Raw genomic sequence first — 25,645 nt, 5'->3', positions numbered from 1 at the left:
AATAGAGTTAACCATTCAAGATACCGGGAACGCACAAGCGACATAAAATACCGGGTGGGTATTAATAAGATATATCGCTTATTTCTATAATTTCTGCTTCCGGATCGTGTTCGTTTAAGTAAGTGATAAATTCCGGATTAAAATATTTTTGACGAGACTTCTCATATTCCTTAAGCCAATGTTCAACTTCTTCATGACATAAAGAACATTTAAGATAATTCAGTTTTTCTTTGTCATCAAAAATCCGATAGTAAAACAATTGTTTCTTGCTCATGTTTTTTCCCTGAGATTTTTCAGATTCTATTATTAATACTTCATCAGTTAAAGTCATGCTATAACCTCATTACAAAATTAGAAAATTTTTCCACCCTTTTTGAGAATGTCTCTTGCGATAATCCCTTTCTGGATTTCGTTTGTACCTTCAAAAATTCTGTTGATTCTGGAATCTCTATAATATCTTTCAATCGAAAGCTCCTGCGAATAACCCATTCCCCCGTGTATCTGAACTGCTCTGTCAACAACTTCATCAAGTGCATCAGAACAATAAAGTTTTACCATTGCTGATTTTGTGGAGATATCTTTCTTCAAATCATATTCCGTTGCAGTTCGATAAACAATTGATTCCATATTGAAAACCATCGTCGCCATTTCTGCAAGCATAAACTGAACAGCCTGAAAAAAGCTAATAGGATGATCGAACTGTTTTCTTTCCTTTGCGTAATTTGTTGAAAGTTCTAATAATTCTTTTGCAACACCGAGACATGCAGCGCCGAGCCCGAGTCTTCCTGCATCGAGTGTTTTCATAGCAATTAAAAATCCTCTGCCATCTGTACCAAGTAAATTTTCTTTTGGAATTCGTACATTCTCAAAGCTTAGTGCATTTGTAGTGCTGCCTTTGATTCCCATTTTCTTTTCTGCCGGACCAGCTTTAAATCCTGGTGTGTCTGTTTCAACGATGAATGCGCTGATACCCTTTTCAGTTCTTGCAAACAAAGAAAGTATTCCTGCAATGCCACCGTTTGTAATCCAGAGTTTCTCTCCGTTTATAATCCATTCATTTCCGTCAAGATCAGCTTTTGTTTTAAGATGAAATGAATCTGAACCAGCCTGAGCTTCTGTTAAACAAAACGCTCCGATCTTTTCTCCGCTTGCAAGCTGAGTTAAATATTTTTTCTTCTGTTCTTCAGTGCCTCCAATATATATTGCATTTGAACCGATTGACTGATGAGCGCCGATGAATGTTGCAGTTGACATACATCCGCGCGCAATTTCTTCCTGCATTAAACAATATCCAACTTCACCCATTCCACCGCCGCCGTATTCTTCAGGAAAAGATATTCCAAGGAAACCAAGTTCTGCCATTTTCTTAATTAACTCTTCCGGTATTTTTGCTTCCTGATCAATCTTTGCAGCGATAGGTTTTATTTCGTTGTTGGTGAAATCTCTCACCATTTCTTTCAGCATTTGCTGTTCTTCGGTAAGTTTTAATTCTAACATCTGTCCTTAATCGTTTTTGTTTCAGGTATTCAGTTGACAAATAATATTCCACAAACCGCAACTAATTACCTGTTAGATTTTGATTAAATATTGGTTTTTAGCGGAGTTCCTTTTCAATAAATGGAAAGCTATCTTTAGTGTTTTCTTATATGTGAGAAGGTGGACGTAGCAAATAATTGAGAATGAATAATTAAAAATTATTACAGATTAAAATCTCCTCGGGAATTTGGTTGGAATAAAGATAATTGGACTAAAATTGCAGTTGAAAATTCAATGAGGGTTTATTCAGATTTACAGAAGGATAAATTGACAGATTTCCACTCATACTAGTTGTTGTTGTATGAAGTTCCGGAATAAAATAACCGATTAGTGCACCGATAACATATCCTGTCATAACATCGGTAGGAAAATGCCAGTGAGTATTCACACGCGAAACGGCAGTAATAGCAGGCAAAAGCGCAGCACTGCTCCATATTAAAATCCGTATAGTATTATTACTAACATACTCACTTGCAACTCTCGCTGTAAAAAAAGAAAGTGCTGCTGTCATTGAAGTATGTCCCGAAAAAAACGATACTCTTGCATCTTTTGTCTGTTTTACATTTATCGGTGATTGTTCATCGTAAACAAACGGACGTACTCTTTGAACTGTTCCTTTAACAATACCGTTTATACTTGATTGTATCAGGAGTACTTCACTATACATTAGAGCCACTTCCCAGATATCTTTTCTTGTTGCATCAAAAAACACAACGGAAAGAGGAACAAGATAAGATGTATAAAGTAATGCATCTCCAAGATGATCTTCTGTGTATGGTCCGATTGCATTTCGGTCAAATTCATTAATGTTTGAAGGAGAAAGTAAATTTATATCTTCAACTGACATTGGTTTAAGATTTTCAAGAATTGCATAAGCTGTTACAGCGGCAACAGCACCGGCTCCAAATAAAGCTGCCTCACGATTGAAGTCAATATTAAACGGCTTGTAGCTTTGCTGCTGACAGAATGAAATATTCGAAAAAGCAATCTGCATTATAAACAGCAAAGTGAAGTAATTATATTTCCTCAAATATATTTTAGAACACATTGAATATTGTTTCCTCACCATTAAATAAAAAGTCCTTCAATCAATCATCTGGGGACAATTATTACAGATTGAATTTTCTTTGAGAATCTTGAAAGAAGATATTTGGTAAAATCTCCGATTATATTTGCTGGTTTACCTGTCCCTTTTGTAATCACTCTGCAATTAAGAATATTTACCCTGCTCTGCCATGAAATATTTATAGCACCTCTGACTTTTGAATCAACGCTGTGAATCTTAGCCCAGCCTGGGCTTCTTCCGGGTTTCTGTTTCGCTTCCACATAGAAGTTGAACTTTTTAAGTCTTTCGTCGTGGGCAATTACATCTCTAAGAGATTTCTTTTCTGAACAAACAACTTGTATTAAAGTCTGCATCTCAGCCTCATTTATAGTTGTTAAAATTGAAATTGAAAACCGAATACCGGTCTGTATTTAAATTCCTGTGGAGCAGCAACTACATTTCCATTAGTTTCACTTTTATGAAGTTCCGGAATCAGATATCCGATTGCGGCACCCACGATATAACCAACAATAACATCCGTTGGAAAATGATTGTGAGTATTTACTCTTGAAAATCCGGTAACCGCAGGAATTATTACAGCAGCAGTCCATATTAAAGTTTTTACCGTATTATCAGTCAGATATTCTGAAAAAATCTTTGCAGTAAAAAACGAATTCGAAGCGGTGGTTGATGTGTGTCCTGAATAAAAAGAATGCCTGGCATTAACTGAAAATATTTCTTCTGATGGACTGGTATTATCATAAACGAATGGTCTGGTTTTTTTTGTTAAGCCTTTGACCAGTGCATTTAAACTATGATTGATAAGCAAGACTTCACCATACATTAATGCCAGAGTGCTAAAATCGTTTTTCGTTTCATCATAAGCAAGAAAAGAAAGAGGAAATAAATATGAACTGTATAATAGTGCATCGCCAAGCATATCTTTTTGGTAAGGTCCAATAGCAGCTCTGTCAAACTTATTCACATCGTTCGGATTAAGCGAATTAATTTCATCTTTTGTTAGTCTGTCGTTGTTGAGGATAACAATAAGAGCAGTAATTCCGATTGCTGCACCGCTACTTATTATTGCAGCTTCCCGCCCTGTTTTCAACTCAAAAGGTCTGATATCTGAAGTCTGAGGAAATGAATTATTAACTGATAAAAAAATAGGGAGGATTAAACTGAAAGCTGCTTTATTTAATTTCATCAAAAGATAAGATACGATAAATTGATTTCATTTGTTTCGGTAAAGTAAAACTAATCTGACAAAGAAAAAAGAATCGGCTGACCTATAATAAGCCAGCCGTTATTGAATAGAAGTTAATTGAAAGCATAACCCAGGTTTATTCCACCATAAAAATTACGCGGTTCACCAGCTTCATAATATCTTCCGTTGCTTGAATTGATATTCACAAAACCAACATAAACGAGATCGGATATATTATTAACTCCACCGGAAAGAAGTAGATTAAATTTACCAAATACCATATCCAGACCGATTCCAGCGTTAAAGGTAGTGTAGTCATCAGTCTTGTCTGAGTTTGCATCGTCAACATACATTCCACTGACATATCTTACACTGCCGCGAATAAAACCTGTAATACCACGAGCGAATTCCTGATTATATGAAGCAGCAAAGAATAAGTTATGCTGCGGTACGCTTGGTGCATAATTACTTGCAAAGTTTTGCGAAGTAGTATCAAGGTTCTCATCAATAGTAAGTGCAATATATTCATCGTACGTAAAATCTGAGAAAGTATATGAAGCTTGCAGATTTAAACGACTAAAAATATCAACGCTTCCACCAACCTCAATACCATTTCTTGTAGTTTTTGCCGCATTACGGAAAAAGACATCTCCATAAACTTCGAAAGGAATTATTTCATCTTCGATAAGAATATTAAAGAAGGTTGCTTCGAAGATAACATTATTGAAGAGTTGTTCATCAAAGCTTCGTATGTTTCCCTTAATTCCTATTTCAAAGTTCTGGGATTTCTGAGCATTCAAATCCGGGTTTAAATTGATAGATGGGTCTGAACTGGTTGGATAATTGTCCATCTCATTTCCGGCAGGAGAATCAAAGCTTAATCCATAAGATGTGTACAGTGCAACGCTTGGTGTTAGTTTAAAGTTAAGCGCTGCTTTAGGAGTAAATGCTTCAAATCTTCTGAAAGCACTTCGACTGCTTAGCAGCATATCATCATTTTGAAAATACACATTGTCATACCTGCCTGTGATTAGTAAATAAAATCTTTTCCCATACAGCTCAAGAAAGTCCGAAAAATAAACACCGTTATTACCTTGTATTTCATCGGTTAGGAAAAGAAGCTGATCGCCTTTTTGACCACCGATGTTATCATATTCTTCAACTGGTCCGGCTTGATAGAGCAGATCTCCACCAATCGAAAATTCATTGTCCAATCCACTGATGATATGTCTGTTGATGTATCTGAAAGAAGAACCTAATCCGTACCGGTTCATAATTCTGTAGGTGGCTGCAGTACGATGGAAATATTTTATAGTTCCATACGGAATTACTTCTATTTCCTGGTTATCGTTCTTACCAAATTTCATATTAAACTTTAATCCGATACGACCTTTAGTAGTTAATCGTTTTGAATCACGGTCAATTTCTCTTTGAGCTGCCTGATATGGATCATCGTCAAATTCTTCTTTAGTTAAGGAGCCAGGAAGTTTTATTATTCCATCAACAAAATATCCGAAGATCTGCAAATTAGTTTTATCTCCCGGAAGAACATCCACAACTGTGTTGAAAATATGCCAGTAATCTTCACTATGTGGTCTGAATCCTTTATAGTTGTGATAGCTGTACGTTCCGAGAAAACCATACTTATCAGTTCTTACTCCAAATTTTAATCCGTTCCTTCTTAAATCATAAGAACCGAACTCATTGAATTGTGTAACGAATGAATATGGAAAATAAATATCGTTTATGAAATTTATTACACCGCCTGGTGCGTTTGTGTAAAGAGAGGAAGAATTTCCTTTAACAAGTTCAATGCTTCCTATTGAGTTGAAATCGATGGCTTCTATTCTTGTCTGACCATCGGGTTCTGATTCCGGTATTCCATCGAGCAGAATTCTCACGCCTCTTATTCCGGTATTTGACCTGCTGCCGAATCCTCTTATAGCAATTCTGACATCATGATTCCCATACCGTGACTGAAGAAACAAGCCCGGAACATTTTCCAGAACATCATCTACTGATACTTTCTTGGAAAACTTGTACTGAGTATTCTTTAACCTGATTACCGGATACGGGATATCAATTATTTTCTTTTCTACACGAGTAGCAGTAACCACAACATCGTCTGTTGAATAAGTAAGTGAATCAACCTTTGCATTTGTTGAATCACTCACAACATCCGTCTGCTGTGCAAACAGCAAAAAACTGCCGCTCAAAAAAGAAAGAAGAATAATTGAATAAAAAAAGTGTTTTGGTTGAAACATATTTCACCTTTCATTATTCGTTTAATTAATTTTTAAATACGATTGAACTAAACGAGTCGCGGCGGCGGTGAAGGTGTATCGAAATAAATAGATTTGTATAAATTGTTTATCTGACAGTCAAATGATGACTGATATTCAAGTGTGAAACCGACTCGAATTGATTGAACCGCTTCTGAAATTGATAAACTGTGTTTTATTACTGGCGGCAGATGTTTGTTTTCGGTAGAATTTTTATGAATTCTTTTTTCAAATTCTTCTTCCAGCTTTTCTTCTTTTGTATCATTTATTACTAAAACTATCAATTCTTTTTCGGTCTCTTCTTTTATAACGATATCATACATATCCCCATTGTATTTAAACTCACGGGAATGAATCCATCTGAAATTTAATTCTCCCGAAATAATTTTTTTCTTATTAAAAATTAAAAGTTCAACCAATTCCTCGTTTGATGGATTATTTGCTTCCTCGATCCCCAGGTATTTATAGTAAGTAGAAAGAATCGGATGAACGGCTAAAAATCCAAAAGTGCTGTAAACAAAAGAAACCAACACTACTTTAGCCAGTATAGTTTTCAATTTATACCGAAAGATGAAATTAAAACTTTCCATAAGTCACTATTTAAGTATGACAAGTTTTTTTGTTTCTGAATACTGATTTGAATCCAATTTGTAAAAATATATTCCGCTCGGTAAATCCTGAGCCATAAAATTTATACTATATACTCCGGATGTTTTATAGCCATCTACTAAATTAGCTACTTCGTTTCCAAGCAAATCGTAAATCTTTAATTGAACAAATCCTGGCTTTGCAATCTGAAATTTAATTGTTGTTTCAGGATTAAATGGATTGGGATAATTTTGATATAAATAAAATTTCTCAATCGAGTCGTCGCCGGGTTCCCCGGTATATAATACATTCATATCAATTATTGAAGCCCATACCTGATACAAACCGGAATAATCTGCCATCCAAAGCGCATAAAGTTTATCATCTACTGCGAGCAGCGAGATATGATCACCCTGATAAGAAGAAGCACCACCAACGATTGGTTTTGGTTTAAACCGTGAATTAGTGAGTGAGTACTCTCCCCATGTATTGCCACCATCAAGCGAGCGGGCAATAAAAATATCGGTTGAATCTGAGGTTGTGTTCCTGTCATCATAATATAGTATATCAATTCCTCCCTGATCATCTATCTGAATACAAGGGAAGTATTGTATCTTTCCATTGTTCAGCGGATCCTGATTAACTCTGATTCCTCCTGACCAGTTCATCCCGCCATCTGTTGATCTGTGCAAAATAATATCCGGGTCGCTTCCTGCAGGAGAAATATTTTTTTCAGTTGTAACTATATAAATCCAGCCATCTCTTTCACCACCGCTGTTATCAACGACTACTTGTGGTAATCCATTAACTCTGATATTCCCTTTAGAGGAAAGTGTGCCGCTTATTCCATTCATATCAAAAATGTTTTGCTGAAAAGCCCAATTAACTCCACCATTTGTTGATTTTGCAAATCCAGCGTAATCTTCAATAAAAGGACTTGACAGAGTAATACCCGACCAGCAAATGTAAACCGTACCATCACTACTGGTTGTAATTGATCCGCCAACACATCTTTTAGGAGGGTTAGGATTGACACTCTGCGGATTACTCCAGGATACACCATCGTTGATTGAATATGAACAAAAAACAGTTGCAGGATTTATTTGCAGATCAACCCAGGCTAAATATATTCTCCCTTTGTAAGAGCTTTCATTCGAGTAATCAAGAGCAATTGTTCCTTTGTCGCTAGTCTGATGATCAGTAACAACAGTTGCATTTGACCAGTTCAAGCCTAAATTATCTGAATAGTGAGTATAAATTCCGGGGAATATTGCCCCAATATGTGAAATTATAAATCGACCGGATTCTGCAATTACAACGCCGGGATCGCCGCCATGATTATAAACATTTGCACCTTTACAAGTATCAGTCCCCGTCCATGTATTCCCACCATCTGTTGAAACATAAACACCTTCGCTTGAAAATCCTCCGCTAAAATTAATTGTAACAGCACCAGCAAATAAAATATTGTGATTGACCGGATTTGTAGTAATCACCGGCTCGGTTTGAGTAATTACGCTTGGGTAAATTCTGAATTTGGGAAAATTTAAAGACATCTGTGCAAATAAAATATTCGCAAACAGAATAACACAGAAAAATATTTTTTTAATACTGAACACGAAAAATTCTAAAATTTGTAACTGAGATTTAAACCTAAAGAAATATTTCTGGGCTCTCCAGCGTTATAGTATCTGCCATAGTAGTCGTTAATATTAATGTAGCCGCTATAAGTCTTATCGAAAATATTATTTGAACTCAGAAAAATAATCGCACCATATTCTTCGGTATTGTAAGTCAGTCCTGCCATTATATTGCCAAAAAAATATCCTTTATTGATAGTCGAGTTCGCATCATCAACGTACATATCAGAGATGTAGTCACAATCCCAAAGCAGTAACCCTGTCATAGATTCCGAAAGTTCCAACTTATATTCTAAAATAAAATTCAAAATGCTCGTTGGTATAGATGGTTCCTTGTTCCCTGAATAATCTGCTGTAACAGTTCCTTGCGGAGTATAGTTCAGCGCTTCGAACTCATCATATTTGAAATTGGTGTATGTATAGTTGACTATCATATCAAAATGTTCAAAGGGTTCTGTTTTTATTCCGCCTTCAACTCCAATACGGTTTGTCTTTGCAGCATTTCTATAGTAAGATGTTTGATTGATAGTGAACGGCACTATTTCATCTGTAATCTTGTAATAAAAAAATGCAACATCGAAGACTACTTTTTTCATAAAATCTGATTCTTCATTCATCAGGTTCCCTTTTATCCCAAATTCAAAGTTATAAGATTTTTGAACTTCTATATCCGGGTTTAATGAATACATAGGATTTGATGAGAAGGTATAATTTTGCATCTCGTAGAGTGCTGGAAAATCATAACCCAAGCCATACGAAGTATAAAGCGCAACTGTAGGAATTATTTTGTAGTTCAAACCAATCTTTGGTGTGAATCCTTTGAATACTCTTGCGGAATCTACATATCCGTACGGAATATAAATATCAGAGCTAAATTTACTGATGTCATATCTGCTGGAAATAAAAAGATCAAATTTTTGTTCAATCAAATTCAAATGTTCAAGAAAATAAAACCCAAGATTGTTAATCCCCTGGTCATGTTCTTTTAAAACTGAAATTCCTCTGTTGCCACCAATATTTTCAAATTGATTAACCGGACCCGATTCATTTGCGTATTCCATCCCGCAGGTAAAAACATTCCGACGACCCAATAATGTTGTGCGGTTAGTATAACTTAAAAGTGCGCCGAGTGAATGCCGTGCTGATAAAGTAAAGTATTCATTATCAACTTTTTGAAATTCCTTTTGTGTACCATAACCCATAATTTGTATTTCATTCTCATCCGGACCTCCGAAACCAGTTGTATATTTAAAAGCCATTCTTCCCTTCTTATTTATCTTTCTCGTATCCTGAGAAATTGATAATGGTGCCGCTGCAAAAGGATTGGCATCATACTCTTCCTGCGTTAATGACCCCGGAGTTTGGATGAGTCCGTTTACATAATTTCCCAGCACCGTAATACTCGATCTTTTCCCAAGATAACCTTCATACACAGCATTAACCAGATTCTGATACTCTGCACTATGCTGGCGATAACCATCAATGTTACGATAATAATAGGAAACAAAAATTCGTTGATCATTATCTTTTATTCCAAACTTGATTCCATTCTGCCGGTAACCATATTTTCCAAACTGATTTGCTGTAGTAACAAAATTTTCGGGGAAATAAAGATCCGTCCTGAAATCAACAACGCCACCCGGTGCATTCGCGTACAATGATGAAAGATTCCCTTTTGCAACTTCAACTCCGCCGAGCGAAGTAAAATCAATTGCATCTGTAACTGTTTCACCATCAGGATCTGATTCGGGGATTCCATCGTAGAGAATTCGAATACCACGTACCCCAGTACTTGATCGGGTTCCAAATCCTCTTATTGAAATTCTTAAATCGTGGTTGCCATACATGTTTTGAATAAACAACCCCGGAACATCCACAAGTACATCTCTGGCACTGACTTTTTTACCATATTTAAGTTCTTTTTTGTCAACGCTGAAAACAGAATATGGAATATCTATAATCTTTTCTTTTGTTCTGGTACCCACCACAGAAATTTCATCCATTCCGTATTCTAATGAATCAACTCTCTCTTCTTTACTTTCTATTTCCTGAGCTAATATTTGGGTAGAAAAAACAATTACAAGGTAAATTAGAAATGATTTCATAGTAATTCTCACAATAAGCAGAAAAATGAATTAGAATAAACTAGCACAACCTATAGATTAATTTTGCTTTGAACAGTTTAGTTGAATTTATTCGTTTGTAAAATTACAGATTTAATTTCTTATACGAAAAAATTTTACTTTATTCTATATATAAAATTTATATACACAGACTAATTATTGTAAATAATCAAAAAATTATTATGTTTGCACAATGAGAAGTTCTTAAATCACTACATTATATCGGAGCATTCCAATACTTTTATTAACCTTTAATAAGCAATTCGTTTCGGTTCTGATGTTAATCCTTTTTATTTCTCATGGATCAGCGCAGCTTTTAATCTTAAGGGTTATTCAAACACATCACAGGAGAAATGTATTTCAATCTATTGAAAATGGAACGTGCGAAAATGAATTAGTCTTATTTAAATTCAGCAATGAGGAACTCGAAAAAGGCAGCAGCCATATTGAATGGGTTGAAGAAAATGAATTCAGAATCGAAGGAGAAATGTACGACGTTGTAAAAAAAGAGTTTAAAAAAGACACGATGTACCTGTATTGCTTGCATGATGAAAAAGAATCAGTTTTATATTCCGGCATAGTGAAAATTATTAATAAACTCTTTGGGGAAGAGAAAGATAACGCCGGAAAGTTAAACACAATAAATAATATATTAAGTGAGTTTTATACAGCTTCCGAATTAAATAACTTTTATCCGGAAGAAACCAGCAATAATCTTCCGATAAAAATATTTCATCTTCTGGATGGTGATCGTTTAGTTGACACTCCTCCTCCCCGTTCATAACCCTACTCATCCTTTAATTATAAATTTAAACCTAATTTTTTTGTGACAGCATATTTTCTGTCATTTATTAGGTGAACTTTGTTCAACTTAACATTTAAGGAATAAAAATGAAAAAAATATTATTACTAATATTTCTGTTGACTGCGGTTGTGTCTGCACAGGTTGTTACAGTAAAAGATCAAAGCACAAACAAATCTTTAGAACTTGTTGCAATATATAATTCGGATCCCAACAGATCAGTTATAACAAATACAAATGGTCAGGCAGATATAAGCAAAATAGATAAATCTCAGCCTGTGATTTTCAGGTTAATCGGATATGAAAAAACTGAATTATCTTATTCAAAAATTGAAGAAAATAATTTCGTAATTCTGCTAAAACCAACAGCTATATCGCTCGATAATGTGGTAGTAAGCTCAAGCAGGTGGGAAGAAAACAAGAGTGAAGTTCCTAATACAATTGAGATGATCACTCCACGGGATATAGAATTTCAGAATCCGCAGACAACAGCCGACATGTTAGGAATGTCCGGGAATGTATTCATCCAAAAAAGTCAGCTTGGTGGAGGAAGCCCAATGATCAGAGGTTTCGCAACAAACAGGTTGCTAATTGTTGTTGATGGTGTAAGGATGAATACAGCTATTTTCAGAAGCGGTAACTTACAAAATGTAATTTCACTCGATGCAAACGCTCTTGATCACACAGAAGTTATTTTCGGTCCCGGATCGGTCATTTATGGAAGTGATGCGATTGGCGGTGTAATGAATTTTCATACTTTAACTCCAAGACTTTCTTTGGGTGATGAAGTTATGTTAAATGTTGGCGTGATGGGAAGATTTTCATCAGCAGATCTTGAAAAATCAGGTCATTTACATTTTAATATAGGATTAAACAATTGGGGTTTTCTTACCAGTGTTACTTATTCTGATTTTGATGATCTGGTTATGGGATCAAATGGTCCTGATGAATATCTGAGACCAACTTATCAAACCAGAATTAATGGTAAAGACACTGTTGTGGTTAACCCGGATCCTAAAAAGCAGGTTCCTTCCGGTTACAACCAGGTAAACTTTCTTCAGAAAATTTTATTCGCTCCGATTAGTGACTGGGAATTTGAATATGCATTTCATTATTCAACTACTTCGGATTATCCCCGATATGATAGACTTCTTCGACCGAGAGGAAATACATTACGTTCAGCAGAATGGTACTATGGTCCTCAAAAATGGATGATGAATAATTTAATGATCACGAATTTTTCCGGTAATTCGATATATGATTTATCCAAACTGATAGTAGCTTATCAGAATTTTGAAGAAAGCAGACATGATCGAAATCTTAATAATGATGATAGAACAAACAATACAGAAAAGGTAAATGCTTTTTCTGCAAATCTGGATATGATTAAAGAAATAAACGAGAACTCAAATCTTTTTTACGGTGTTGAAATAGTTCTGAATAAAGTTGAATCAACAGGCAACTCAGAAAATATAGTTACCGGCGAAATTACGCCCGGACCTTCAAGATATCCTGATGGTTCAACCTGGAATTCATACGGTGCTTATTTAACCTATAAAAATAAATTTAGTCCGCAATATATTTTCCAGGCAGGGCTGCGTTATAATTACGTTACTTTGGATGCAACATTCGACACAACTTTTTATCCATTCCCATTTACAAAAGCAGAAGAAAGAAATGGTGCGCTAACCGGTAATGCAGGATTGGTTTGGCATCCTCAGAGTGATTGGCAGATAAACTTAAACCTTGCATCAGGTTTCAGATCTCCAAATATTGATGACATTGGAAAAGTATTTGATTCTGAACCCGGATCAGTAGTTATACCCAATCCGGATATTGAGCCTGAGTATGCATACAATATTGAACTCGGGTTGACAAAAATATTTTCAAATTTAGCTGAGTTTAGTGCTGTCGGATACTACACATACCTTGATAACGCATTAGTAAGAAGAGACTTTACGCTTAATGGAATGGATAGTATTATGTATAACGGTGAAATGAGCCAGGTGCAGGCAATTCAGAACGCAGCATTCGCAACTATCTACGGTGTAGAGCTAGGCTTGAATTTAAATTTCCTTGAGAATTTTAATTTAAGAAGCAGCTTCAGTTATCAGAAAGGTGAAGAAGAAGACGATGCAGGCAACAAAGTTCCTTTGAGACATGCAGCTCCCTGGTTTGGTAAGACTGAATTTATTTTTATGATGAACCGATTGGAAGCTAATCTCTATATGGTTTACAATGGTGAAATTAAAAACGAAGACCTGGCACCAAGCGAACAAGAAAAAGATTATATATATGCAATGGACGAAAGCGGTAATCCATATCAACCTTCCTGGTATACTTTAAACCTGAAGATTAGTTATCAACTGCTTGATAATTTTGAGTTATATCTGGGTGTTGAAAATATAACGGATCAAAGATACAGACCGTACTCATCAGGAATTTCAGCAGCAGGAAGAAATTTTATCGGATCCCTGCGGGTAAATATTTAGTCTGGTTCCGCTCTTAAATAAAAGAGGCTGTTTCAAAAGATTCTCTCGATACTTTTCATTATTCGAGAACCTTTTATTTGTTTTGGTTTTCGAGTTTGCATGCTGCAAGCAGGTTTTTTCTGACAGAATCAGAAAAAGTTATCGAGAAAACATTTCTTGCGAGACAGCCTCATTTTTAAATATAATTATTCAATTCCAAGACTAATTGATGCAACAACATTTCTTGGCAGACCGGGTTCTATATATATCGGGACTCCATTGACAACATCAGGATTTATAAACGCACAAGCAACATATTTTTCATCTGCAATATTATTTACAGTAATAAATCCATTAATATAAAGATGGTCACTGAGTTTGATCTGATCTGTGATTCCAAGTGTGGCTCCGAATATATTAAATGAAGGCACCGAAATTGTGTTTGCATCATCCACATAGTATTCACTGGTTCCATTAATGTTTAAACTCAGGAATAAACCGCTTAAAAATTGCGGTGCATATTTGATGGAAGCAAAGTAAAAATAATCCGGAACGCCGGCTTGATCATTGTCTCCGTAATCTGCAAAGGCACCCGGATTACCATAGTGAGCAGAGTCAACAGTATATTCCAGATATTTATTTACAGAATATGTAAATGAAAGATCCATTGAAATACCGTAATTGAAGAAAAGATTTACTCCGGCTTCTGCGCCCATCCGGCTTGTTTCACCTGCTGTAAAATAAAATCTTCCACCACGATACGGAATGATATCATTATTAATTATAATATAGTATAGCGCAAGGTCGTAGCTCAGTGATTGCAAAAATGAAGTATTACTCATGAATGCAACCTGCTTTGTTCCCGCTTCTATTGTTGTTGATGTTATTGGATCCAACAACGGGTTAATCAAATAAACTGTATCCTGTCCATAAGTGCCGGCAGGATCAATTTCGTTATAAGCAGGTACTTCAATTCCACCACCGAGGTTTGCATAAATACTGTGAGTTGGTGATAACATATATGTAATACCAGCTTTGGGAGTAAACCCGGAGAAAGTTTTTTTCTGTTCACCAAATTCTGGATCCATAAAGCTTTCAGCAGAGTAAGTTATGTCGTCCCAGCGTCCTCCAACTATAAAGCTCCAATCTTTACCGACTTTTACTGCGTCCTGAAAAAACGCACCAAATGTGTTTGCGCCTTCTCGTTTATTATCTTTTAAAACATCTCCTCTGCCATTTGTTTCTGACAGCGTATAAAATAAAATTGCTCCATCCTGATATGCTTCATCTATTCCAGTAATTATTTTGTTTGAGACCGTACTGCTGAAACTATAATTATTTGTGTACATCAAATTTCCACCTAAATGATACCTTGTAAAATCTCTGTAAGTTCCTCTTTCAGATCTATCAAGATCTTTAGGATTAACAAATGCCATTGCAGAGATTTCGTTCATCGCATCAAACTTGTGATCGAATGTGGTTCCTATACGTATAAACCTGTTATATCTTCTTTCATCCCGAGCTTTATAAACAGGATTAGATTGTTGAGGATTGGATATATATTGCTCTTCTGTAAGAGGACCCGGAATATGAAATAAATTATTTGTAGCAAGCAGATAAATTCCAATATTGGTCTGATCTCCGATTGGAGAAACGAGTCCGATGTTTGCAGTATTTCTTGTGCTGCTGGAATGCTCACGCCATCCATCAAAATTTGTGTATGAATAATTTGCGGAGAGTTTACCCATACCAAGCGTTGCGCCGCTTCGCCAAAGATATTTTTGCAATCCAAAACTTCCCCACATTCCACCGAGTGAGGCAAAACTTCCTGTGAATTGAGGAATGGTTGAAATGTTTATTACTCCACCACTGGCATTGCCCCAAAGTGAAGAAGAGTTAGACCTGATTACATCAATATCATAGGATAGACTGAGATCAATATTGTCGAATGAAGTTCTTCCCTCCGGTACCGTTTCGGGAATTCCATCTAACATAACCCTTATACCGCGTGAAGTTCCTGAATTAGATCTGTCACCAGAACCGCGTGCACCAAATCCTCTGATTACAAGTCTCACATCCTGATTTCCATCTCTGGATTGAGCGAGAACTCCAGGTACTCGCATTAATACTTCATCCAGACCGTAACCTTTTGTGTTCATCAGATCTTCGTGAGGAATTATTGTAACTGCATAAGGCACCTCAATAATTTTTTCCGGATAACGGGTAGCAGAAATTGTTACCTGATCCAGCTCATATTTAACTGTGTCCACACCTTTTTTTTCATCCTGTGCATTTGTGTTAATGACAAAAAGGAATAGAACAAAAAAAAGAATAGAAAAATTTTTCATAAAATAATCCTTCTCATTATTACATTCTTAAAAATTAAATAATTGAGTAACGGTTCGATTAATAACCGTTTCAACATTGTTTTTATATTATAGAAATAAAATGATCAGGATAATTTGGGAGGTGGCGAAGGAATCTCAGAACAGATTGGTATGTATTTTACAAAATAATTGAAGCCGTATTTTATTCTTGCAGCATCTTCGAATTCGAATGCAGAATTTTGTACGGCTTTTGATATACTCGTTTTGAATGGATTATAATTTCTGGTTTTTTGTCTTTTGTTCGCAGAATTGTCATTTACTTTTTTTTGAAATTCTTCTTCAAACTTTTTTTCTTTTATATCATTAATACAATGTAAAATAATCTGATCATTGTTTTCCTGCTTTTTAACAATGTCGTACATATCCCCATTATATTTAAACTCACGGGAATGTATCCACACGAAATCAATCTTCCCTTTAAGAATATCTTCTTTTTCAAACACTAACACTTCAACCAATTCTTCTTCGGCTAGTTTTTCAACTTCTTGAATTCCACGATGCTTATAATACATCGATATAATCGGATATACAGAAATGAATCCAACAGTATTATACACAAAAACAGAAAGAATTAATATTGAAACTACTTTTTTCAAAATTTCACAATTTAAAATTTAGAACAAATATTTTCAGTTGAACAACAATCCAATGAATAAGTCAATAACTCAATTGAAAAATAAAAAGTATTTACGATATAAACCTAATCTTTAATCAACTTAATTTATTTAATGGAAATTCATTATTCGGATGATTTTTAAGATCTGCAAACCGATAAATTTTTTAGTTGTTATTTTTTTATTCTCACTTTTTTTTCTGAATTCCTCTCCAACCTGTCGAAGGAACCATCGTAGGTCTTCTTATTCTACTAACAATTCCAGCTTGTTCAGCAATATAAAATGCATCCGGTTCAATTTGTTTTACCAGTTTAATTAACCCCGGTAAATTTTTTCTGTCTGTTGCTACATAAATTTCCGTGACTTTTCCATCTTTGCCTTCGCCTTCAAATGTAGTAACTGCAAAACCTTTATCCCGCAGTAATGTTGTAATTTCTTTTGAGTGTTTGCTTGTAATAATTCTGAAATTGATGTAGCCCATTGCAAGTCTTTTTTCAACTAGTATCCCAACAACATTTCCTGATGCAAAACCAAAAGCATAAAAAACTCCGAGCAATGGCATTGCAACTACTTTAGGTAATACTTCGCTAAGCACAATTAACCAAACGCTTGTTTCTATAAATGCAAGAAAGAAAGCAATCTTTGTTCTTCCTTGAATTATGCTGATCGTTCTAAGAGTGCCAAGAGAAACATCAATAATCCTTGCAAAAAATATGAAGGCACCCAATAACCAGATATTCATTTCCATTTTATACTAACTAAAAATATTTTATGATTGAAATTAAATTACGAAGAAAAGTAAAACAAGCGGTAATTTCTTTTTGCACAATTATTGAAAGTAAAAATAAATTTCTAACCACTTGATTTTGTACCCCCCTTTCATATATTCAGGCAGACTTGAAAAATTTTTCTCTAACAAAAAGAGATTTGTCACAGTGTTAACAGTGAAAAAGCAACACTTACCGAATATATCCTTTCTTACTAACTTTGCTATGCAAACCATCATTTTAATTATTTTATTTGTAAGTAATATTTTAGCACAGGTTGTGATAAAAGAAAGAATAGAAATAAACCCGGATAAACAGACAAGCGAAAAAATGCAATCAAACTGTAATTGGATAATAGAAGGATTCTCGTACGAAGATTGTGATTCTACTGAAGGAAATATAGTTTTTTCACCCTCATCAATTGGACCTGGTGAAACTGTATTATTAGAAGCCGGGCCATTCGATTATGAAGGTTTGTTAGAAGAAACTTTAACATTAGAACCAAACTGTGGTGGATTGATTAAGAATGGTGTGGGTACATATTCGTTTACCAGTCCTGACACATTAACGGTTGATTCTCTTGTTATAACATTACACTATGATATTTATTACTGGATTTGTGCGGGTTGGAGCTTAAGGGATAGTACAAACAACACAACACATTTTGATAACAGAGTTAACTGTCCTTGCTTTCCATATATGGTAGATATTTTCCACGAGTACGCTGATGAACAATTAGTAATTAAGTGGGACAGTCTCTTTGTGGAAGTAAGCCCATCTGAATTATTTCCCGGAGATACGGCTGATATAAATATAAAGAAACGATTACCTGATGGAACACTAACGGATTTTGATACAACACAAACTTTTGAAGCAGCAATGCTTGAAGGATGTACACTTGGAAACATTTTAGTTGATGACAGTATTGATGTATATTTTTATGATATAAACCAGCCAATAAAGTTTGTTGCAGATACAACAGCAGATAGCACAGGATTAGTATTATTAAGAATTGGTTTAGTTGAAGAAACAACGATGCTAAAAAGTAATAATGATGAAGATGTTTTATTTGATTGTCTGCCGGGACCACCTCAAACTACCAGTTATGCAATTGTACAAGCAAATATAAATGAAGAACCAACAATACTGCTTGGAGAGACAAAATATTACCAGGCAAGATATAAAACAGTTGATGAATTGATGATTGAAGAAGCCCCTGTTGATGCAAATGGAATTCCTTACCTTGATGGAGGATTGTCAGAGGATGTTTGGGGTAATAATCCTGTAACAGTTATTGATACTTGTAATGATTGCGGAAAAAAGATGGGTGTTTATTGGGAAAAGGCAAAACCTATGGTGAATGGTCAGAATTTACCGGCCGGTTTAATTCGGCTTGTTGGTAAACATTGGTACTCAGACTCGACTTATATTGTTAAACTGAGAGCAAAGAGAAATGATGACTCTGCTTACATAAATATTACTGTTAAAAAACCCGATCAACTTGGAAACAGCACACAAGCAATCAGACTTAATAATGGAATTGACATTGAAAGCAATCATTACAGTATTGATTCAGTTTGTATTAAATGGGGTGGCCAATATGGATTTCCCCCTCAATACATTAAAGGTCAATATGTTGGCGAATCATTTTATGATAACAATCTTCAAGCTGTTACTCCGGGATATAGATATGAGGCTTGGAACTGGGAATTTGATGTGGAAGACGAACCTGATTTAACTGGTGGACATTTTTGGGTTACGTGGGAGAGTATGGGAAACGGAAATCCTGTTCCAGATCATATTAACACTAGATATATGTCTTATGAGACTACACCACATTCTGTTTGGTACTTTATAGATAGGTATTCAAATATAGAACATAGTCCTTCTCCCGGAGGCTGGAGAGTTTTAGGTAATAGAAATTTGGAGACCAATAGACTAATATTTGAGCTCTATGGCAGACCAACCAGAGAATACAATCAGATTCGAAATAGAATTTACAGATCAAATGGACTGAATGTAGAAGTAGAAAACCCACAAGCTAATGAAGAAGCAAGGTTGGAATTTATTGACTATATGAAAAATGATTATATGGAAGGACTTGAAAACAGAGTTGCACAATCAAGGATAGCAAGTTCATATGGTCCAATTCAGCCTTTGTATATAACAGTTTTAAACTACGGCTTTTCAGAGGCAAAAGATAGCCCTCCAGAAAACCTAAATGATCTGGATATATTTTGGCCTTTTGCATTGGATCACTTTCAGAATTTACTTGAGGATGAAGTCGGTCAAACTCTTAACAATTGGTCTAATGGATTAGAAGCCACTTTGACGTTAGTTTATCAAGGATGGAATCCTGGAAAATCAGGTTATGGCTCTGATGTTATAAGTAATGGGCTAGAATTTACACCAATCGGAATAGAAGGAGAGTAAATATGAAACAAAAAATATTTTTTCTAATAGTTATAAGCTTTTGCCTTTTAGAAATAACTTTTACAAATGCACAAAGTTATCCTCCAGGTGTTACTGAAGAATTATTTACTACAATTGATAATAGAGTAAAAGAAATAATTGATGAAGATTTGTATGTTACCGATGTTCTAAATGTTGATAGCAGTCTAGGTTTTGAACTGGGTTCGCATTGGCCTGATGTGGGAATTATTGAAGATTCTAATGAGCTTTTGAAGAGCTGTTATGTTTTTTTAGCATCCGTAGCTAATTATTCCGCTATTGAAGATTCTATTGGTGGGGTTATTGGCATATTTAAAAATAATCAAATACTTTGGCATACGGATAACATGATTAAAAAAAATTATGAGCTCTTAAAAAGTGGATATATTTGGTCAATCAAGGATTTAAACAGAGATGGCTCTTTGGAAATTATGACGTCTTGGATTTCGAGAATATCTTATGACATTTGGTCAGATGGCGGTAGATCGCCTTTAATGTATCTCTGGATTGTAAGTTGGAACGGTACTGAAGGAATAATTCTGAATGATGTGGATAATTCAGGTGTTTCAACCCTGCAGATAAGTTCAAATGGTGTTTTTAGATTAGCAGATGTTGAAGGAGATGGAATATGGGAAATTCAAGGTTACGCTTATCCATTAAATTATGAGGATTCTCTTCATATCACCGAATATAACGGTTTCGTACTAAGGACATTTAGTTGGAACGGTGAATTCTATGGTAAATGGCAAAACACCCCACAACCGTTAGAAGATGCCTTCTATCCTAAAGATAAATTGGATTTTTATGTTTTCTCATCTGTTTCTAATATTAACGATTCATTAGAATATGTTTATTCCTTGACTAATTTGTCTTCCAGTTTTCAGTCTATTGACGAAATGGCATTAAAAATTGATGTTGCGGTATCTAATCTGTTTACGACAAATGAATGTTGGGGGATTCTCTACCGTCCTGATAGTTCTGCAATTGTATTATGGACTTCAAAATATATTCATTGCTACAATTTTATTAATCCCGGTGACTCTAAAGTCCTATTCAGTCTAAAAACGCATCAAGAAACGCTACCAACTATTTCCAATTTTTATTCTAAAGGATGGAACACAGATAATTATAATTATGATGATATATTCATTAACTCAAAACAAAAATTTTCGATATCACCAGCTTATTCCCCTGTGCCATTCGATGCAGTGAATTTTGTAGATACATTGTTGTACTACAACCAACGCGCCTTCGAACTTGATTGGATAGCAAACCAAACAACTGCAGATAAATACGACAGCTTATTTACAACAGCTAAAATTCTTCTTCAGGGTAATCACGTTCCTTGGGTGGATAGTACACTACACACGGTTCTTGAAGAATGTAATGCAGATAGTTCAGCAAATATTACAAGCGAAGCTTATGCACTTTTAAGATTTAACACAGAGTATTTATTGGAACATCTTCCGGCGGTAACTCCACCAGTATTAACCTCAATTACACCTCAGGTGATATTGAGATATGTCTCGGGTGGCAGCCCGCCAACCGGTTTAACTGTAACTGCAACAGGAGAGAACTTCTCTGATTCATCAGTTGCATATTTTAATGGTAGTGCAAAAACAACAACAGTCGTTTCAGACACAGTGCTTACTTTCACAATTACCGGAATGGAGATGTCAACTCTCGGAAATTTTCCTGTTTGGATAAGCAATTATGGTATCAACTCTGATACAGTTGCATTGCGAGTAGTTGATAACCTGATCACTATGCTGTTATTTAAACCAACTCTCCAATGCGTACGAAACAATGGTGGAGGATCATACACAGCATATTTCGGATATGTTAATGATAATGGTGTAAGTATCTATGTACCGATTGGCAGTAAAAACAAGTTTCTACTAAATCCAATAGACAGAGGACAGCCAAAACTTTTTCTGCCCGGCACACATACAAATGTATTCAGTGTAAATTTCAACGGAAAAAACTTAACCTGGACTCTGGATCAGGCAAGTGTAACAGCCAATAGTAAATCAACTCCGTGTCCGTAAGTGATGAATAATTAACAATTAAGAATTTACAATGTAAAATTAAAAATGAAGATGAAGGTTCTGATTCATAGCTCCGTAGGAGCGACATATTTATAGAAACAGAAAAAACAAAAAAAATCAAGTCCCGTCAGGGACGATATATGTATGGAGGGATGAAGTGAAAACAATAGCAATCATCATATTATTATTCGGAACAATGATGGGACAAACAATCTACGAAGTAACACCCGGTACAAAAGGCAACGAAATAACATTGACAGTTGCAAATACTTCAGAAACAAATCCTGCAGAAAATATCAAAGTAATGCCTCCCCAACCCCTCCAAACGAGGGGCTTTCAGGAAGAGCGAATTACATTTCACCAATCAGAGCAAACAATTGAGAGGATAGAACCAACAGAAGAAGCGGAAGTAACATTCACATTTGATATAAGCAGAAATGTTTCAATTACAAAAAAAGATACAATTGATTTTATGATAACAGATGCAAACGGACTGATGATGACAAAGACATTTATCTTCAGTTATGTCGGGCCGAAAGAATTCAAGCTTGAGCAGAATTATCCGAATCCATTTAATCCAAGTACAGTAATCAGTTATCAGTTACCGGTGGTCAGTAACATAACATTGAAAGTCTATGATATACTTGGTAGTGAAGTCATTACATTAGTTAATGAACAGCAAGAACCAGGCTATTATGAGGTTCAATTCAATGCAGCTAATATTGCAAGCGGAATGTATGTTTATCGGTTACAAGCCGGAGATTTTATTTCAGTGAAAAAAATGTTGTTGATTAAATGAACTGATCATACAACCTGCCTGTCAGCAGATAGGTCAGAAATCCCGACCTTGTCGGGGATGATGTTGAAGTGATTTTTTAATTTATCAATTAGCACAACAAATCAATCCTTTAAGATATAATCCTTCAGGAAAATTCAGAGCAACCGGATGATCAGCAGCTTGAGTTAACTGTTTAATAATTTTCACTTCTCTTCCAGAATCGAGTGCTGCATCGGCAACAATTTTTTGAAATAGTTCCTGCGAGATGTGCCCTGAGCAGGAAAATGTAAAAAGTATTCCTCCCGGATTAAGAAGTTTTATTGCAAGCAAATTAATATCTTTATATCCTCTGCTTGCTTTCTGAATTTGTGATTCTGACTCAGCAAACTTTGGCGGGTCAAGAATAATCAAATCAAAAGTTCTTCTTTCATCACGAAATTTTCTTAAGACTTCAAAAACATCACCACTAATATTTTCAATCTTTGAATCATCGGGATTATTTAATTCGATGTTTTTTGTTGATAAATCCAAAGCAGATTCTGAAGCCTCTATTTGTGTTAGATTTTTTGCCCCAGACGAAAGGGCATAAACTGAAAATCCACCAGTATAAGAAAAACAATTTAAAACGTTTTTCCCTCTTGAAAATTCTGAAACAAGTTTTCTGTTATCTCTTTGATCAAGATAAAATCCGGTTTTATGTCCGTTCTTCACATCAACAGAAAACTTCAAACCGTTTTCTAAAATCTGAATTAAATCGTCTGGTTCCTTTCCTGATAATGTTCCTTTGGTTGGTTCGAGACCTTCTTTAATTCTTATTTCAACATCTGATCTTTCATATATTCCGATTGGGTTAAAAACTTCATCAAGTGTTTCGGTAATTATTTTTTTATGAAAGTCACTCCCGGAAGAAAGAAACTGGCAAATCAAATAATCTGCATACCTGTCAACTATCAAACCCGGTAATCCATCATTCTCTGAATTTATTATTCTGTAAGCATTTGTTTGTGAGGTGTCAACAATTCGTTTTCTGAATTGCGATGCGGCTAAAAATTTTTTTCTGAAAAAATCTTTATCGATTTTTTCTTCCGGATTAAATGACCAAACTCTTACCCGGATTTGTGAAGATGGCGAATAACTCCCAACACCGACCAGTGTTTTGTTTGAAGAAAAAATTTGAATCGTTTCCCCATTGGCAGGATTGCCTTCTACTTTTTCAATCGCACCCGAAAAAATCCACGGATGTTTTCGTTTGATAAAAGAGTCGGCTGATTTTTTTAGGAAAACTGATGACACAATTGTTCAACCCGGAAGTTTTCCTAATACTCCCAAAATCCATTTATGTGCTCGATGGATAAAAGCAGATGGTTGTGCGAACATCAGAATGCATTCATTAGAAATACAATCAATTCCATTCTCTTCACAATATTTTACAGCGGAATCAGATTGTGATCCTTGTTGTAACCAGACTTTTTTAATCCCGGCTTGATTTGCTTCACGGATAACTTTTTCTGCCTGCACAGGAGGAACATTGATTACAACAGCATCTGTTCTATCAGGTATTGAAAGCAGATCAGGATAACAAACGTCACCTTCAAAAGTTTGCAGATTCGGGTTTACCGGGAAAACATCATATCCTTTTTGCTTAAGCTCTTTATAGATCGCATTTCCAAATTTTGTTTTTGTTCTCGAGACTCCTACAACTGCAATTTTCTTTTGGATTAAGAATTCCTCGACTATTTTTTTTGAAGTCATTTTGATTCTCACTGATTTTGTAAATACTACTTTTAATTACTTTACATTTCAAAACTAAAGAAAGTCCCATAAAAATTTTATTATTGATTTTATAAGAATTTAAAAACTGCTGAATACACCATATCAACTGTAAGTTCTTTAATGCATTTGAATTTTACGTCAGTCCTGCTGCAAGTAAGCGGTTTAGGTGAATAAAAAAAACATGGCGAACAATCCAGGTTTAGTGAAACAATTTCGTGTTCTGTTTTCCAGGGATGAATATATTTTTGATTTGTGGGTCCAATTATTGCGACAACCTTCAATCCAAGTGCTGCAGCAATATGCATCTGACTCGAATCATTCGTTACGAATATATTACACCGCTGCATAACAGCAGAACTGCCCGCAAGGCTTTCAGCTTTTATTACTTTTACTTTATCAGAATCAATTAATGAATAAATTTTTTCTTTGAGATCATTTTCCTCGGGACCTCCAAAAATTAATATGCGTGCTGATTTTTCTTCAATCAATCTTTTTCCGAGTTCTGCAAATTTCTCCGGCTCCCATCTTCTTTTAATATGATTCTTTAAAGTTGCACAACCTGGATGAAAACCAATTACTATTTCATTTTCACTTATTTTTTCTTCAGATAAAAATACTTTTGCAGTATTTAAATCTCTATCCGGAATTGGAAACTCAAGCGAAGGTTCTTCAACAAACTTTTTACCTATCAGGGCTTCACATAACTTAATATTGGTTTGAACATTATGAACATTATCGTCTTCTAAAACTCTGATATTATTTAAAAAGCCAAAATTCTTTTTGTCCTCACGTAAATAAACTGCCCCGACTCTTTTTCCCGCACCGATGATATAGCTTATAATATTATATTCTTTCCTGTTTGATGGGTAAACATTTACTGAAGCATCATATTTTTTTCTTAATTCAGAAAGGAATTTTAAGGATTTGACTGCGCCTTCCCGCATAAAGTTAAAGTGAATTACTTTATTCAGATTCTGATTGAGTTCATAAATTTCCTGAGCACCTTTGTACATTACGAGTGCATCTATTTGTGCATTTGGTTGATTTTCCCGAAGCAGCTTTAATGCTGGTGTAAACATTAAAGCATCACCAATTCCGGAGAGAGCAATTATTAATATTTTCATAATGAAAAT

At 35.1% G+C, this 25,645-nt stretch carries 20 protein-coding genes; 5 read left to right on the top strand and 15 right to left on the bottom strand.

All coding sequences use genetic code 11. The features are described 5' to 3' along the window. Positions 1 to 61: 61 nt before the first annotated feature. From HND39_06910 to HND39_06870, 9 genes are all read right to left on the bottom strand, one after another. A complete protein-coding gene (locus HND39_06910; GenBank protein QKJ96035.1) occupies positions 62 to 331 on the bottom strand; it encodes a hypothetical protein in 270 nt (89 codons plus the stop codon). Positions 332 to 351: 20 nt separating this feature from the next. Further along, positions 352 to 1,497, bottom strand: coding sequence for an acyl-CoA dehydrogenase (locus tag HND39_06905; protein ID QKJ96034.1), 1,146 nt, complete (start codon positions 1,495 to 1,497; stop codon positions 352 to 354). Positions 1,498 to 1,747: 250 nt separating this feature from the next. Beyond that, a complete protein-coding gene (locus tag HND39_06900) occupies positions 1,748 to 2,530 on the bottom strand; it encodes a phosphatase PAP2 family protein (protein ID QKJ96033.1) in 783 nt (260 codons plus the stop codon). Positions 2,531 to 2,628: 98 nt separating this feature from the next. Further along, positions 2,629 to 2,955: a hypothetical protein gene (locus tag HND39_06895; protein QKJ96032.1), complete on the bottom strand. Its 327-nt coding sequence runs from the start codon at positions 2,953 to 2,955 to the stop codon at positions 2,629 to 2,631. Between the two features lie 20 nt (positions 2,956 to 2,975). Then, on the bottom strand, positions 2,976 to 3,788 hold the full coding sequence (locus HND39_06890; GenBank protein ID QKJ96031.1) for a phosphatase PAP2 family protein: 813 nt from the start codon (positions 3,786 to 3,788) through the stop codon (positions 2,976 to 2,978). Between the two features lie 113 nt (positions 3,789 to 3,901). Beyond that, entirely contained in the window at positions 3,902 to 6,052 is a 2,151-nt protein-coding gene (locus HND39_06885) for a TonB-dependent receptor (protein ID QKJ96030.1), read from the bottom strand. Positions 6,053 to 6,099: 47 nt separating this feature from the next. Next, positions 6,100 to 6,627, bottom strand: a complete 528-nt coding sequence (locus HND39_06880) for a hypothetical protein (GenBank protein ID QKJ96029.1) — start codon at positions 6,625 to 6,627, stop codon at positions 6,100 to 6,102. 39 nt (positions 6,628 to 6,666) lie between these two features. Then, the gene (locus HND39_06875; GenBank protein ID QKJ96028.1) at positions 6,667 to 8,214 is read right to left on the bottom strand and encodes a T9SS type A sorting domain-containing protein; all 1,548 of its coding nucleotides are present in this window, start codon (positions 8,212 to 8,214) and stop codon (positions 6,667 to 6,669) included. Between the two features lie 71 nt (positions 8,215 to 8,285). Further along, positions 8,286 to 10,403, bottom strand: coding sequence for a TonB-dependent receptor (locus HND39_06870; protein ID QKJ96027.1), 2,118 nt, complete (start codon positions 10,401 to 10,403; stop codon positions 8,286 to 8,288). A gap of 295 nt (positions 10,404 to 10,698) precedes the next feature. Here HND39_06870 and HND39_06865 point away from each other — a divergent pair, with 295 nt between their 5' ends. Continuing rightward, complete coding sequence (locus HND39_06865) at positions 10,699 to 11,205, top strand: hypothetical protein (GenBank protein ID QKJ96026.1); 507 nt, start codon at positions 10,699 to 10,701, stop codon at positions 11,203 to 11,205. 107 nt (positions 11,206 to 11,312) lie between these two features. Then, positions 11,313 to 13,715, top strand: a complete 2,403-nt coding sequence (locus HND39_06860) for a TonB-dependent receptor (protein QKJ96025.1) — start codon at positions 11,313 to 11,315, stop codon at positions 13,713 to 13,715. A 185-nt stretch (positions 13,716 to 13,900) separates the two neighbouring features. Here HND39_06860 and HND39_06855 read toward each other — a convergent pair whose 3' ends face one another. From HND39_06855 to HND39_06845, 3 genes are all read right to left on the bottom strand, one after another. Next, positions 13,901 to 16,042, bottom strand: coding sequence for a TonB-dependent receptor (locus HND39_06855; GenBank protein ID QKJ96024.1), 2,142 nt, complete (start codon positions 16,040 to 16,042; stop codon positions 13,901 to 13,903). Between the two features lie 104 nt (positions 16,043 to 16,146). After that, on the bottom strand, positions 16,147 to 16,677 hold the full coding sequence (locus tag HND39_06850; GenBank protein ID QKJ96023.1) for a hypothetical protein: 531 nt from the start codon (positions 16,675 to 16,677) through the stop codon (positions 16,147 to 16,149). Positions 16,678 to 16,882: 205 nt separating this feature from the next. Beyond that, positions 16,883 to 17,443 (bottom strand): DUF2179 domain-containing protein, encoded by a 561-nt coding sequence (locus HND39_06845; protein QKJ96022.1) that lies wholly within the window; start codon positions 17,441 to 17,443, stop codon positions 16,883 to 16,885. Positions 17,444 to 17,639: 196 nt separating this feature from the next. Here HND39_06845 and HND39_06840 point away from each other — a divergent pair, with 196 nt between their 5' ends. The 3 genes from HND39_06840 (at position 17,640) to HND39_06830 (ending at position 22,760) form a co-directional block, all read left to right on the top strand. Continuing rightward, positions 17,640 to 19,895 carry a hypothetical protein gene (locus HND39_06840; protein ID QKJ96021.1) on the top strand — a complete coding sequence of 752 codons (2,256 nt, stop codon included), beginning with the start codon at positions 17,640 to 17,642 and terminating at the stop codon, positions 19,893 to 19,895. Between the two features lie 2 nt (positions 19,896 to 19,897). Beyond that, on the top strand, positions 19,898 to 21,961 hold the full coding sequence (locus HND39_06835) for an IPT/TIG domain-containing protein (GenBank protein QKJ96020.1): 2,064 nt from the start codon (positions 19,898 to 19,900) through the stop codon (positions 21,959 to 21,961). Positions 21,962 to 22,157: 196 nt separating this feature from the next. Further along, positions 22,158 to 22,760, top strand: a complete 603-nt coding sequence (locus tag HND39_06830) for a T9SS type A sorting domain-containing protein (GenBank protein QKJ97912.1) — start codon at positions 22,158 to 22,160, stop codon at positions 22,758 to 22,760. Between the two features lie 84 nt (positions 22,761 to 22,844). On the opposite strand, the gene HND39_06825 is transcribed toward HND39_06830, so the two are convergent. From HND39_06825 to HND39_06815, 3 genes are all read right to left on the bottom strand, one after another. Next, positions 22,845 to 24,035 carry a 23S rRNA (cytosine(1962)-C(5))-methyltransferase RlmI gene (locus tag HND39_06825; protein ID QKJ97911.1) on the bottom strand — a complete coding sequence of 397 codons (1,191 nt, stop codon included), beginning with the start codon at positions 24,033 to 24,035 and terminating at the stop codon, positions 22,845 to 22,847. Between the two features lie 3 nt (positions 24,036 to 24,038). Beyond that, positions 24,039 to 24,491, bottom strand: coding sequence for a CoA-binding protein (locus tag HND39_06820; GenBank protein QKJ96019.1), 453 nt, complete (start codon positions 24,489 to 24,491; stop codon positions 24,039 to 24,041). An 89-nt stretch (positions 24,492 to 24,580) separates the two neighbouring features. Beyond that, entirely contained in the window at positions 24,581 to 25,636 is a 1,056-nt protein-coding gene (locus tag HND39_06815; protein QKJ96018.1) for a glycosyltransferase family 9 protein, read from the bottom strand. Positions 25,637 to 25,645: the final 9 nt, after the last annotated feature.

Source organism: Ignavibacteriota bacterium (genome assembly GCA_013285405.1).
GTDB lineage: Bacteria > Bacteroidota > Ignavibacteria > Ignavibacteriales > Ignavibacteriaceae > IGN2.
The sequence above is the reverse complement of the archived record's forward strand: the minus strand, read 5'-3'. Positions and strand labels throughout refer to the sequence as shown.